The sequence below is a fragment of the Gordonia sp. PP30 genome (genome assembly GCF_023100845.1).
GTDB lineage: Bacteria > Actinomycetota > Actinomycetes > Mycobacteriales > Mycobacteriaceae > Gordonia.
In genome coordinates this window covers 4153352-4166438 of the sequence record NZ_CP095864.1, presented here as the reverse complement: position 1 = coordinate 4166438, position 13087 = coordinate 4153352, and the positions used below count along the sequence as shown (strand labels likewise).

Genomic DNA, 13087 nt, shown 5'->3' with positions numbered 1-13087 from the left:
CCGGCTAACAGTGGGCCGGTTGGTGGTGTTCGGTCGGTTGCGTCTGCCGCTAGCTGTACTTCCCCGTGAGGTTGTGAACGCGGGCTGAGGGGACGAGGCCACCGATCCCGGTGTGGGGTCGGTGGTGATTGTAGTAGTGCAGCCAGAGCTGGTAGGCCGCTGCGCGGTCGGCTTCGCTGGTGTACGGGGCGGCGTAGGCCCATTCGGCGGCCAGGGTCCGGTTGAATCGTTCGACCTTGCCGTTGGTCTGGGGCCGGTAGGGGCGGGTCCACTTGTGTTTGACGTGCGCGCCCAACGCGGCGTTGAAGGCTTTGGAGCGGTAGCAGGAACCGTTGTCGGTCATCACCGCAGTCACCGTGACCCCGGTCCCGGCGAAGAACGCGTTGGCGCGTTGCCAGAACCCGGCGGCGGTCTCCTTACGTTCATCGTCGAGGATCTCCGAGTAGGCGATCCTGGAGTAGTCGTCGACGGCGTGGTGCAGGTACCGGTAGCCGCGTGACCCGGGTGCCCCACCGCGGGTGGCCTGATCGCGGGCCCGGCCGGCGTTCTTGTCCTGGGCCGAGCCGCGGCCGTGGGCTCTCCACCCACCACCATCAGGGATTCTTCCCTGTTTCTTGATGTCGACATGGACCAGCCGCCCGGGTCTGTCGACCTCGTATCGCACCGGTGCTGACCGCCGGACCCGGAGCCCGGTGGCCTGATCGAGATGGGTCAGCAGCGGCATGTTGTAGCGGGCCAGGACACGACCGACAGTCGAGCGCGGCACCTTCAGGTGGCAGGCGATGCGGTGTGGCCCCCACCGGCGGGTGCAGCGCAGTGAGACAATCCGTCGTTCGGTGCGGCGATCGAGTCGGCGGGGACTGGTCCGGGGCCGGGAACTGCGGTCGATGAGGTCGTGTCCGGCCCGGTACCTATCAGCCCAGCGTTTGGCCGTGGCCGGTGAACACTGGAACCGTTCGGCCGCCCGCCGCAGTGACCAGCCGTCCTCGACGACCAGCACCGCCAAGCGTCGGCGTCCCTCCGGAGTCAATGGTGCGTTAGCGTGGATCACGAAGACCTCCGTGGCTTGGAGTGAGTGTGGTAGCCCACATCCTGCCCGGAGGTCTTCGCTTCACCTCAGATGTTCACAACGTGTCGGGGAAGTACAGCTAGCCGGCTGAGCCGGTCGAGCCCCGCGGGGGCGAGATCGTGTCGACCCTTCGACCGCGTGTCGTCGCAGGCTCCGCCACGCGAGCTCAGGACCCGCCAAGCACCAGTCCGGGGCGGTGGCTTGGACGAGCGCCTCGCCCTGCTCAGCCGTCGTGGGGCAGACGCCCCGGGTGGGGCGTCTGCCGCTGCTCAGCCGACGGGGCTACTGACAGACGGGGCTGCCGCCGTCGGTGACGGTGCAGGTCACCGTGGGGCCGGGGACCTGCACCTGACTGGTCACCGTGACCCGCCTCGTGACCGTCTCGGTCTCGGTGCGGACCTGCGTCTCCCGCTCGGTGTGGGTCGCGGTGGCGGTCTCGCGCTCGGTCTGTGTCGCGGTCTTGGTATCGGTGCGGGTCACCGGGACGCCCTCGGTCTCCGAGGTCTCGGTGACGGTGGTGGTCACCGGGGCGGCCTTGGCGCCGCGCCCCTGCTGGCCGAACAGGAAGAAGCCGAGGACCACCAGGACGGCGGCGGCGACGGCGAGCGCCGCGATGAGCTGCCAGCGCCGGGTGGCGGCGTCGGCGCGCCGGGTCAGTGCGACGACGGCGGTGGCCTGGTCGTCCGGATACCCGGCGGGCGGCGCGGACGCATAGCCGACGGTCTGGTCGGTGTAGGGCGGGTACGCGGGAGGCTGGGTGGACGGCGCAGCCGGTGGCTGACCCTCGGTGGGCTGACCTTCGATCGGCTGATCGGGCGGCTGCGGCGTGCTCAACTGATTTGCTCCTCACGCGACCGGCCGGGAACGCCGGGATCGCTGTCGGGAATTCAGGTTACCGGGGCGGCCGTCGAGGTCAATCCGCTCATCGTGGCGCCGGAGCCCGGTGGACGATCCGGCCGAACGCGCATTTTGTGCCAGACGACGTCGTATATGTGCCAAGGTTTCGGCGTGACGGTACCGCCCGGTGGCGCGTTCCGCCCGGCGAAATCCACAAAACCACTGCTCGAGGGCATGAATGACGGACCGGTCGGCGGTGGTGGGTCGAATCGGTAGGAGTCGCCTGCGACCGATAACGTCTGATTCATGGAACGATCCGGGCCCGCGACGCGACATCTCCGTCGGCGCGGGGACGGCTCGCTGCAATCGTGACGATGTTCTAACCCCAATCAATTCCATGCGTAGCTGGAATGGGAGACAATCGCCACGAGGTGCCGATCGGAGGTGCCCAGGAGAAAGCCGAGGTGACGACGTCTGATGTCGATCGATCCCACCGGGAAGTTCGGTCCCGCCGGTGAGCCGGAGTCGCCGACCGAGGTACTCGCCGTCGAGGCGGACTACCACGCCGGAACCGCTCCCCACGGAATGCCCCGTGACGTGATTCTGGTCGCGGACGGGATCGGCGTCGATGCGTCGTGGGGGCACGTCTACGGCCCCGTCGACCTGACGGTGCGGCGCGGCGGAGTCACCGTGCTGGTCGGCTCCGGCGGCCGCGGTCGCACCGCGTTGCTGCTCACCCTCGCCGGCCGGATGAAACCGACATCCGGCTCGCTCACCGCGTTCGGCCGAACCAACAGGGCGCAGAAGCTGTTCGACGATGCCGCGCTCGGCTTCATCGACGAGGTCGACGGCATCGGTCAGACCATCCGGGTCCGGGACGTCGTCACCGAGCAACTGCGCTGGGGTGCGCCCTGGTACAAGTTCGTGGGCGTCGCCAAGGAAGACGACCTGGAACGGTTGTGCCGTCCGGTCTTCGGGCCGCTCACGCTGCCGTCGCTCGATGCCTACGTCGAGGAACTGCCCGAGCTGACCGCCGCGCTGTTCCGGGTGGCGATGGCCAACACCGAGAAGCCGCCGCTGCTGGTGGTCGGCGGCATCGACAACCTCAACCGGGTCGCCAGTTCCGGGCTCTTCCTGGAACGACTCGCCGATCTGGGCCGTGAGCAGACCGTCATCACCGCCGATGTGAACGGCGTGCAGCCGATTCCCGGGGTCACCGACGTGATCCGGGTGCACAACCTGACCGACAACGAATTCGTGCGTCTTGAACAAGGGGACCGAGTCCAGTGAAGATGCTTGCCGCCTTCTCCCCGGGCAGCGATTTCAAACGCTACTACCGCGGCCGCATGCCGCGGCTCGCGTTGCTGGTCATCATGGTGATGCCGCTGATGTACGGCGCGCTGTACCTGTGGGCGTTCTGGAACCCGTTCAACGAGGTCAACCGGATGCCGGTGGCCGTCGTGAATCTGGACAAGGGTGCCGAGGTGAACGGTCAGCGGCTGGACGCCGGAAAGCAGGTGATCGACGGCCTCGTCGCCTCCAAACAGCTCGACCTGCACATCGTCTCCGAGGACGAGGCCACCAACGGCCTCTACGAGGGCAAGTACTACTTCAGCATCACCCTGCCCGCGAACTTCAGCGAGTCGCTGGCCTCGCCGATGAGTGGCAACGCCAAATCGGCCGACCTGATCTTCACCTACAACGACGCCAACAACTACCTGTCCACGGTGATCGGTCAGGATGCGGCGGCGCAGGTGGTGAATCAAGTGGGTGCGCAGGTCGGCGCGCAGACCTTCGGCATCGTCTTCCAGCAGGCCGGGCCGATGCTGGGCAAGATCACCGAGGCCGCCGACGGCGCCGGTGAGCTCGCGACCGGCCTGAAGCAGGCCAAGGGCGGCGCCGACGAGCTGAACGCGGGCGTGCAGGAACTGGCCGGTGGCGTCATGTCCGCCACCGACCCGCTGCTGGCCGCGGCGCAGGAACAGCAGAGCACGGGGCCGAGCGCCGCCGAACTGAAGGCCAAGGCCGACCGCCTCGGCCGCACCGCCGACACCATCGACAAGCGGCTCGGCCAGGCGTCCACCGCGCAGTCGCAGGCGTACGACGCCGTGGTCGCGCTCAGCGGCCAGCTGAAGAACAGCTCGGATCCGAATGTGCGCGCCCTCGCGCCCGCGCTGGAACCGGTCAAGAACGTCCTCTATTCGGAGGGACTGGGCCCGAACGCGCAGAACGACCTCACCGAACTCAAATCGGATTCGGCGCTGCTGGCCGCGCAGCTGAATAATCCGTCGAGTCCGCTGCGGAAACTGCTGGCGCTGATCGAGTCGGGCAATCTGGTGAACGACATCGAGCAGGTGCGTTCGGCGGTGACGCAGCTCAGTGACGGCACCGATCAACTGGCCTCCGGTCTCGGGCAGCTCAGCACGGGCGCCGACCAATTGGCCGCCGGGCTGAAACAGGGCGCGGATGCGATTCCGCACTGGTCCAAGAAGCAGCAGGAACAGCTCGCGCAGGTGCTGGGGAATCCGGTGCAGCTCAAGGAGCGCTACGAGAACCGGGCGGCCACCTTCGGCACCGGCTTCGCGCCGTTCTTCTTCGGGCTGGCGCTCTTCGTCGGCAGCATCATCGCGTGGATGCTGTTCACCCCGCTGCAGGCGCGGCCGATCGCGCACGGGCTGAACTCGTTCCGGGTCGTGCTCGCATCGTTCGCGCCGACCCTGGCGGTCGGTGCGGTACAGGCGGCGATCCTGTACGTGGTCACCGTGTTCGCGGTCGGGCTGCGTCCGCTGTCGCCGTGGGCCACGTTCTTCTTCATGGTGCTGATGGTGGCGGTGTTCATGGCCCTGATCCAGATGCTCAACGCGGTCTTCGGATCCTCGGTCGGCCGCGTCGTCACCCTGGCATTGTTGATGCTCATGCTGACCTCGGCGGGCGGAATCTATCCGGTGCAGACGACGGCGAAACCATTCCAATGGATGCATCCGTTCGATCCGATGACGTACACGGTGAACGGTCTGCGCATTCTGATCTCCGGCGGAAACTCGACGCACCTGTGGATCTCCGTCGGGGTGCTACTCGGTCTCACGCTGGTCTTCCTGGCGATCTCGACCTGGGCCGCACATCGTAATCGCCAATACAACATGGAACGTCTCTATCCGCCGGTGGAAGTGTGATCTCCCGGCTCCTCCATCCGTCCGCCCCGCGCCGATCAGGCGCCCGACTCCAGGCAATACCCATCACCCGAAAATGGAGAAGTAATGACTGATCTGGACAACGATCGCATCGACGTCCCGGTGTTCGCACAGGGCGGACTGGCGACGACTCTGCCGCGCAACGAGATCGCCGACGGGATGCTGCCCGCCGAGGCCGCGTACCAGCTGGTGCACGACCAGGCGATGCTCGACGGCAACGCCCGCCTGAACCTGGCGACCTTCGTCACGACCTACATGGACAAGGAAGCCAAGCTCCTGTACATGCAGACCGTCGACAAGAACATGATCGACAAGGACGAGTACCCGGCGACGGCGGCCATCGAGGATCGCTGCTGGCGGATGCTCGCCAACCTGTGGCACGTCCCGGATCCGACCGACACCATCGGCACCTCGACCATCGGTTCGTCGGAGGCCTGCATGCTCGGCGGCCTCGCGCTGAAGCGCCACTGGCAGGAGGCCCGCAAGGCCGCGGGCAAGTCGATCGAGAAGCCGAACATCGTGCTCTCGACCGCGGTCCAGGTGTGCTGGGAGAAGTTCTGCAACTACTTCGAGGTGGAGCCGCACTGGGTGCCGGTCACCGAGGATCACCTGTACCTCGATGGGCACGACCTGGAGAAGTACGTCGACGAGAACACCATCGGCGTGGTCGCCATCATGGGTCAGACCTACACCGGTGCGTACGAGCCGGTGAAGGAGATCGCCGCCAAGCTCGACCAGATTCAGAAGGACACCGGCTTCGACGTGAAGATCCACGTCGACGGTGCGTCGGGCGCGATGATCGCCCCGTTCTGCCAGCCGGAGATCGAGTGGGACTTCCGCGTCGACCGCGTGGTCTCGATCAGCACCTCGGGCCATAAGTTCGGCCTGGTGTACCCGGGTGTTGGCTGGATCGCCTGGCGGAACAATGAGCGCCTGCCCGACAGCATGGTGTTCCACTGCGCCTACCTCGGTGGCGACATGCCCACGCTGGCGCTCAACTTCTCGCGCCCGGGCGCGCAGGTGCTGCTGCAGTACTACCAGTTCCTGCGTCTGGGCAAGGAAGGCTACCGCGCCGTCCAGCAGAACTCGCTCGACGTCGCGCAGTACCTGTCGTCCGCGATCGAGGCCATGGGCCCGTTCGAGCTGGTGACCCGCGGTGACACCATCCCGGTGTTCGCCTGGCGCCTGAAGAAGGACGCCAGCCCGAACTGGACCCTGTACGACCTGCAGGATCGTCTCCGGATGAAGGGCTGGCAGGTGCCGGCCTACCCGCTCGCCGACGACCTGGCCGACGTGACGCTGCAGCGCATCGTCGTCCGCAACGGCCTGAGCCGTGATCTGGCGACCAAGCTGCTGGCGGACATCGAGACCGAGGTGAAGTTCCTGGAGCAGCTCGACGGCCCGATGCCGCACGAGGAGCACCAGGGCGGCTTCCACCACTGACCCATCGGTCGAGGGGGAGGGTGACGCGTTCGCGTCGCCCTCCCTTTCGGTGGTCGGTGTGTGACGCCCGCGGGCGCGGAGAGACGGAAGACCGGGGTGGCGGTGCCTCGGGGGTGACGGGAAGGACCTTCTGACATGTCGGATGTTCAGCAGCACGAATCGCGGGTGGGTAACCGGATTCTGACACCGACGCTGGCCAAGCAGTGCTGGCTGTTCATGATCGGCGCCGCGCTGTTCGCGCTCGGCGCGGCACCCGGGTTCCAGTCGGCCTTCGGGAGCAACGGCGCGAACGCGGCCAACCTCAGCTACTTCATCGGTGCGTGGTTCTTCACCGCCGGTGCGCTGATCCAGCTGGTGCTCAGCGGTCCGATGATGGTCAAGGTGTCCTATGAGCCGGGCCAGATGTTCCGGTCCGAGTGGCTCGCGGCCTCGACGCAGTTCTTCGGCACCCTGTTGTTCAACGTCAGTACGACGTCCGCGCTGATGGCGCACACCGTGAAGGGCGAGCAGCACCTGGTCTGGAACCCGGACGCCGGCGGGTCGGTCGCCTTCCTCCTGAGCGGCGGCTTCGTGCTGCTCGCCCTCTGGCGCGCCGGGCATCCGTTCTGGTCGCCGCGCCTGCCGGACTTCTGGTCCGGGCACGTGAATCTGTGGGGCTGCATCGCCTTCGGTGTCGCGGCGGCCGGAGCCTTCGTTGACAACACCGGCGGCACGCTCGACGCGGCGCTCGCCAATTGGGGTACGTTCATCGGCGGCCTCTGCTTCCTGGTCTCGTCCGCGATCTCTCTGCCGGGCTGGCGCTGGAACCGGAGGTGAGTGCGCAGTCGCCGGGCAGACAGCGGCGTTCAGGAGCCGCCGATGAGGCCCGCGCCGATGGCGGCCGGGTGATTCCCGAACGTGTCATGACGTCGTGGATGCGGCGGTTGAGCGTGATCGCGGGCTCCGCGGTGGGTGATCCGGACATCCATCTGTTCGGGAGGGAAGCGATCGCGCTGCTGGATATCGACCTCAGCGATCGGGCGCCGTCGGTGTCCTCGGAATTCGAAGTGGCCGTATACACGCGGGAATTGAGGATACTGACGTCGGCGTTCGCCTCGCTGCGCAGCGCGGACACGCTCACCAGAAGGAAGAACGCCGGGGTTCAGCGATCCGACGACCTGGTAGTCGCGACACTCATGGAGCCCGGCAGTCTCCAGTTGGAGAGGAACGGCCGGCTGGTGCACTATCGGCGCGGCGAACTTCTCATCGGCAGTGACACGGACGAGTACCTGAGGCTGGCCGACAGCGCAGTGGCGGCGGTCGGTGTACTGATTCCGCGCCGCCTGCTCGGAAAGCGCCCGCGGGTCCTCAAACGGGCGGCGCAGCCCTATATCTCCAGCAGTCTGCTCGCCCGGTCGACGGCCGCGTTCCTCACCGAATTCGCCGTACCGCTCGCGACAGGGGTCATCGCGGAGCCGTCGGTGGAGACCGAGCAGGCCGTGCTCGACCTAGTGGTCTCGGCGCTCTGTGAGATGCCGGGCCGGGGTGTGAAGCTCACCGACAATCCGGTGTTCGTCCGCGAGGCCGTCGCCGATCTGATCGAGCGCTACTACGCCGAGCCGGATTTCGGGGTCGAGGTGCTCGCCGACGCGCTGCATCTGTCCCGTCGGCAGGTGTATCGCTATTTCGAGGACACCGGCCAGTCGCTGGCCGCCCGTATCGCCGATCGCCGGTTGCAGGCCGCGGTCGATCTCCTCGAAACGCAACCGCAGATGTCGGTCAGCGCGCTCGCCCGGCAGAGCGGGTTCGCCTCGGAGGCCACCTTCCGCAGCCGGTTCCGGGCCGGGCTGGGCTACGGTCCGACGGAGGCGCGGGCGCGGGTGCTCAACGGGGAGTCGCTGCCCACAATCGGCCCAGCGGACTGACCGGTCCGTGCCCGGCGCCGAGCGGATAGGCGGCGCGCAGGCATTGCGTCACCCAGTCCTTCCCGAACGCGACGGCCTCGGGGACGTTCCGTCCATGGGCGAGCGCCGCCGCGGTCGCCGCGGCGAGGGTGTCGCCGGCGCCGTGGTCGTGGGCGGTCGGCACGCGCGGGGCGTCGAGGCGTGAGAACCGCGCGCCGTCGAAGAGCAGGTCCGGGCTGCGGTCGCTGCCCCGCAGATGACCGCCCTTGACCAGCGCCCAGCGTGCGCCGAGCCGGTGCAGTTCCCGGGCCGCCGCCTGCTGGGAGGCGTCGTCGACCACGTCGATGCCGGTCAGAATCCGCACCTCGTCGAGGTTCGGGGTGACCAGCGTGGCGCGCGGAAAGAGCAGTTCGACGAGGGTGGCGCGGGCGTCGTCGGCGAGCAGCGGGTCGCCGTGCATCGAGGCGCAGACCGGGTCCACGACCAGCGGGATCGGTCCGGCCCCGCCGATGCCCGCGGTGTCGAAGGCCTCGGCGACCGCCGCGATGATCGGCGACGACGCCAGCATCCCGGTCTTGACCGCACCGACCCCGATGTCGGCGGTGACCGACGCGATCTGCGCGGCGACGATCTCCGGCACGACCTCCTGCACCCCGGTGACCCCGAGCGAATTCTGCACGGTGACCGCGGTGAGCGCGACGCAGCCGTGCACACCGGCGAGCGCGAAGGTGCGCAGGTCGGCTTCGATTCCGGCGCCGCCGCCGGAGTCCGAACCGGCGACGGTCAGCACGCGCACCGGCGTCGTGCCCGGCGGCGGCAGCGGGAGCGGCGCCGGTGTCACACCGCCTCCACCGGCAGATAGATCTCGCTGCCGGAACGGCGGAACTCGTCCGACTTGGCGGCCATGTCCGCGGCGATCCGGCGGTCGATGTCCTCCTGCGTGACCAGACCGTTCTCCTCCGCGTATGTGCGCACATCGGCGGAGATCCGCATGGAGCAGAACTTGGGGCCGCACATCGAGCAGAAGTGCGCCGTCTTCGCGGGCTCGGCGGGCAGCGTCTCGTCGTGATACTCGCGGGCGGTGTCCGGGTCGAGCGCGAGGTTGAACTGGTCGGTCCAGCGGAACTCGAAGCGTGCCTTGGACAGGGCGTCGTCGCGCTCCTGCGCCCGGGGGTGGCCCTTGGCCAGGTCGGCGGAGTGCGCGGCGATCTTGTAGGTGATCACGCCGACCTTGACGTCGTCCCGGTCGGGTAGCCCGAGGTGCTCCTTCGGGGTGACGTAGCAGAGCATGGCGGTGCCGGCCTGCGCGATCATCGCGGCGCCGATCGCCGAGGTGATGTGGTCGTAGGCGGGCGCGATGTCGGTGGCGAGCGGGCCGAGCGTGTAGAAGGGCGCCTCCTCGCAGAGCTCCTCCTCGAGCCGGACGTTCTCGACGATCTTGTGCATCGGGACGTGGCCGGGGCCCTCGATCATCACCTGCACGCCGTGGCTCTTGGCGATCTTCGTTAGCTCGCCCAGGGTCCGGAGTTCGGCGAACTGCGCCTCGTCGTTCGCGTCGGCGATCGATCCGGGGCGCAGGCCGTCGCCCAGGGAGAAGGTGATGTCGTAGCGGGCGAAGATCTCGCAGAGCTCGTCGAAGTGCGTGTACAGGAAGCTCTCGGTGTGGTGGGCGAGGCACCACGCGGCCATGATCGAGCCGCCGCGGGAGACGATCCCGGTGACCCGGCGCGCGGTGAGCGGCACGTAACGCAGCAGCACCCCGGCGTGCACGGTCATGTAGTCGACGCCCTGCTCGGCCTGCTCGATGACGGTGTCGCGGTAGATCTCCCAGGTCAGCGCGGCGGGATCGCCCTTGACCTTCTCCAGCGCCTGGTACATCGGCACGGTGCCGACCGGAACCGGGGAGTTCCGCATGATCCACTCGCGGGTGACGTGGATGTCCTTGCCGGTGCTCAGATCCATGATGGTGTCGGCGCCCCAGCGAGTGGCCCAGACCATCTTCTCCACCTCCTCGGCGATGGAGGAGGTGACGGCCGAGTTGCCGATGTTCGCGTTGACCTTCACCGCGAAGGCCTTGCCGATGATCATCGGCTCGGACTCCGGGTGCCGGTGGTTGGCCGGGATCACCGCGCGGCCCTCCGCGACCTCGCGGCGGACCAGCTCGGGGTCGCAGCCCTCGCGGGCGGCGATGAAGGCCATCTCGTCGGTGACGATGCCCGCGCGCGCCCAGGCCAGCTGGGTCGACGCGGTGTGGCCGCGCTCGGTGGGGACGGGCCCGGGCCGGTGCCACTGCGCGCGGGCCGGCTCCAGACCCGCCTCGAGATCGATCTCGGCGGCGTCGTCGGTGTACGGGCCCGAGGTGTCGTACAGGTCGAGGTGGTCGCCGTTGGTGAGGTGCACCCGGCGCGACGGAACGCGCAGGTGGCCGACGGTCTGGTACTGCTTGGTGCTGCCCTCGATGGGGCCGCGGGTGACGGTGGATGCAGAGACAGCGGTGCTCAAGGCAGACTCCCTACGCCGGCATTACCCGGACAGGTTCGTGCGGTCGGCGACCGCCCGTCGCCCTCTCAGCCCTCGGTTCGCGAGAGCCCCCGTGTGTGATGTGTGCGCGCGTATCGGCGCACTGCCGAGACTACGCGAACGACTTCCCGGCTTTCCAGTACGCCATGGACTTCACGCCCTTGCGGCCGAGCTGGAAGTCGTTGCGGAGGATTCCGGTGACCGCCCGGGTGCTCTTGCTGTCCAGCGCCACCCAGCCGCGGTGGCCGGATGCGTCGAACGCCGCCGCGCGGACGGCGTCGACCAGCGCGGCGCCGTCGTTCTCCCGGCGGATCCAGGTGAGCGTGTCGTGTTCGCTCACGTGGACGTCGAGGTCGCGGTCGTCGTCGTGCTGGTATTCGAACCAGATGGTCGCCGGGGCGCTCGACCCGGCGGCGTCGCGGGCGTCGAGCAGCGAGTTGATCGCCGGGAGCGACGCGGTGTCGCCGGCGATCAGCCAGCCGGCGGGTTCCGGGTCGAGGGAGAAGTCGCTGCCCATCACCGTCACCTGGAGGGTGTCGCCGGGCTGGGCGCCGCGCGCCCAGCGCGCGGCGGTGCCGTCGTGGATGGCGAATTCGATGTCGAAGGTGTCGGTGTCCGGGTCGGGATCGATCAGGGTGTAGCCGCGCTGGTGCAGCGCGCCGTGATCCTCGAACCAGAGACGGATCCACATGGTCGGGTGCTTGGGCATCTTGGCCAGCAGTCCGCCGCCGGTGAAGCCCAGTCGAGCCTGTCAAGTTTTCTGTGTATGTCGTTCGGGTGTTCGGGTTAGAGGTGATGGTTGATTCGTTCGGGGTAGATCAGGGAGAGTTGTTCCAATGCTCGTTTCCAGTTCGTGGTGACTTGGCCTTCGACGAGTCGGCCGGGGGCTCGGCGTTGATCGGCGGGTAGTCCTTTCTCCTTCTCGCGTTCACGGGCGCGTTTGTCCTCGATGTTGCCGATCGCCATCCACAGCAGCTTCACGGCGGCTGCGTCGTTCGGGAAGTGCCCGCGGTTCTTGATGACCTTGCGCAACTGGTAGTTCAACGATTCGATGCTGTTGGTCGTGTAGATCACCCGGCGCAGCTCCGGCGGGAACGCCAGGAACGGGGTGAACCGTTCCCAGGCGTCGCGGAAACTGCGCACCGTCGACTGGTAGCGGCGCCCGAGTTCGGAGGCGTCGAACTCCTCCAGGGCCTGGAGAGCAGCGTCGGCGCTGGAGGCCTGGTAGACCGGTTTGAGGGCGGCGGCGACGGCTTTGCGGTCACCGTAGGACACGAACCGCATCGACGCCCGGATCAGGTGGACCACGCACGTCTGCACGGTAGCCTGCGGCCAGGTCGCCTCGACCGCGTCGGCGAACCCGGTCAGCCCGTCACAGCACACGATCAGCACGTCCTGCACGCCGCGATTACGGAGTTCAGCGCACACCGACGCCCAGAATTTGGCGCCCTCGGTCTGCGCGATCCAGATCCCCAGGACGTGCTTGATACCGTCCACGTCGACACCGACGGCCAGGTGCGCGGACTTGTTGATCACGTGCCCGCCGTCACGGACCTTGACCACGATCGCGTCGAGGTACATCACCGGGTACAGCGGTTCGAGGTCACGTTGCTGCCACTTGATCACCTCGTCGGCGACCTCTTCGGTGATTTTCGAGATCGTCTCGTGCGACAGGTCCGTGCCGATCGTGGAGGCCAGATGGTGCTGGATATCGCGGATCGTCATCCCGCCGGCGTAGAGCGAGACGATCATCGCGTCCAGACCGTCCAGACGGCGCTGGCCCTTGCGGACCAGCATCGGGATGAACGAGCCGTCGCGGTCACGCGGGATACGTAACTCCACGTCCCCGACCTCGGTGGCGACAGTCTTGGTGCCGTAACCGTTACGGGAGTTGGGAAACGACGACGCCTCCGGGTCGCCGGCCTCGTACCCGAGGTGATCGCTCAACTCGGCGTTCAAACCACGCTCCAGGGCCGCCTTCATCAGCGACCCGAGCAGACCGCCCTCGCCGGTCAACGGCTCGCCGCCATCGATCTTGGCAAGGACATCATCGAGCGCACCCGAGGCGATGAGCGCATCGGTGGCCTCGTTCTGGCGGCGACGCCGCTCTTCTCGTGACTGATCCACAGTCACATCATCGATGG

At 67.7% G+C, this 13087-nt stretch carries 10 protein-coding genes, 1 pseudogene and 1 riboswitch; of the genes and pseudogenes, 5 read left to right on the top strand and 6 right to left on the bottom strand.

What is annotated here, in order from left to right:
* Positions 1-49: 49 nt before the first annotated feature.
* Positions 50-1051, bottom strand: coding sequence for an IS481 family transposase (locus MYK68_RS19305; RefSeq protein ID WP_247865348.1), 1002 nt, complete (start codon positions 1049-1051; stop codon positions 50-52).
* 300 nt (positions 1052-1351) lie between these two features.
* A complete protein-coding gene (locus MYK68_RS19300; protein ID WP_247865347.1) occupies positions 1352-1903 on the bottom strand; it encodes a hypothetical protein in 552 nt (183 codons plus the stop codon).
* A 588-nt stretch (positions 1904-2491) separates the two neighbouring features.
* On the opposite strand from MYK68_RS19300, the gene MYK68_RS19295 reads away from it, so the two are divergent.
* The 5 genes from MYK68_RS19295 to MYK68_RS19275 all read left to right on the top strand — a co-directional run bounded on the left by MYK68_RS19295 (position 2492) and on the right by MYK68_RS19275 (position 8444).
* A complete protein-coding gene (locus MYK68_RS19295) occupies positions 2492-3196 on the top strand; it encodes an ATP-binding cassette domain-containing protein (protein WP_247868112.1) in 705 nt (234 codons plus the stop codon).
* A gap of 2 nt (positions 3197-3198) precedes the next feature.
* On the top strand, positions 3199-5079 hold the full coding sequence (locus MYK68_RS19290) for a YhgE/Pip domain-containing protein (RefSeq protein WP_247868111.1): 1881 nt from the start codon (positions 3199-3201) through the stop codon (positions 5077-5079).
* An 84-nt stretch (positions 5080-5163) separates the two neighbouring features.
* Positions 5164-6540, top strand: a complete 1377-nt coding sequence (gad, locus tag MYK68_RS19285) for a glutamate decarboxylase (RefSeq protein WP_247865346.1) — start codon at positions 5164-5166, stop codon at positions 6538-6540.
* Positions 6541-6675: 135 nt separating this feature from the next.
* Positions 6676-7356 (top strand): hypothetical protein, encoded by a 681-nt coding sequence (locus MYK68_RS19280; protein WP_247865345.1) that lies wholly within the window; start codon positions 6676-6678, stop codon positions 7354-7356.
* A gap of 86 nt (positions 7357-7442) precedes the next feature.
* The gene (locus tag MYK68_RS19275; protein ID WP_247865344.1) at positions 7443-8444 is read left to right on the top strand and encodes a helix-turn-helix transcriptional regulator; all 1002 of its coding nucleotides are present in this window, start codon (positions 7443-7445) and stop codon (positions 8442-8444) included.
* On the opposite strand, the gene thiD is transcribed toward MYK68_RS19275, so the two are convergent.
* The 4 genes and pseudogenes from thiD to MYK68_RS19255 form a co-directional block, all read right to left on the bottom strand.
* Positions 8404-9264, bottom strand: a complete 861-nt coding sequence (gene thiD / locus MYK68_RS19270) for a bifunctional hydroxymethylpyrimidine kinase/phosphomethylpyrimidine kinase (RefSeq protein WP_247865343.1) — start codon at positions 9262-9264, stop codon at positions 8404-8406. The genes MYK68_RS19275 and thiD overlap by 41 nt on opposite strands.
* The gene (gene thiC, locus MYK68_RS19265; protein ID WP_247865342.1) at positions 9261-10925 is read right to left on the bottom strand and encodes a phosphomethylpyrimidine synthase ThiC; all 1665 of its coding nucleotides are present in this window, start codon (positions 10923-10925) and stop codon (positions 9261-9263) included. The genes thiD and thiC overlap by 4 nt, the downstream gene beginning before the upstream one ends.
* Positions 10916-11028: riboswitch (TPP riboswitch) on the bottom strand. Its footprint overlaps the gene before it by 10 nt.
* A 27-nt stretch (positions 11029-11055) precedes the next feature.
* Positions 11056-11688: pseudogene (locus tag MYK68_RS19260) on the bottom strand (siderophore-interacting protein); the annotation flags it as partial.
* A gap of 41 nt (positions 11689-11729) precedes the next feature.
* Positions 11730-13070 (bottom strand): IS256 family transposase, encoded by a 1341-nt coding sequence (locus tag MYK68_RS19255; RefSeq protein ID WP_247867961.1) that lies wholly within the window; start codon positions 13068-13070, stop codon positions 11730-11732.
* Between the last annotated feature and the right edge of the window lie 17 nt (positions 13071-13087).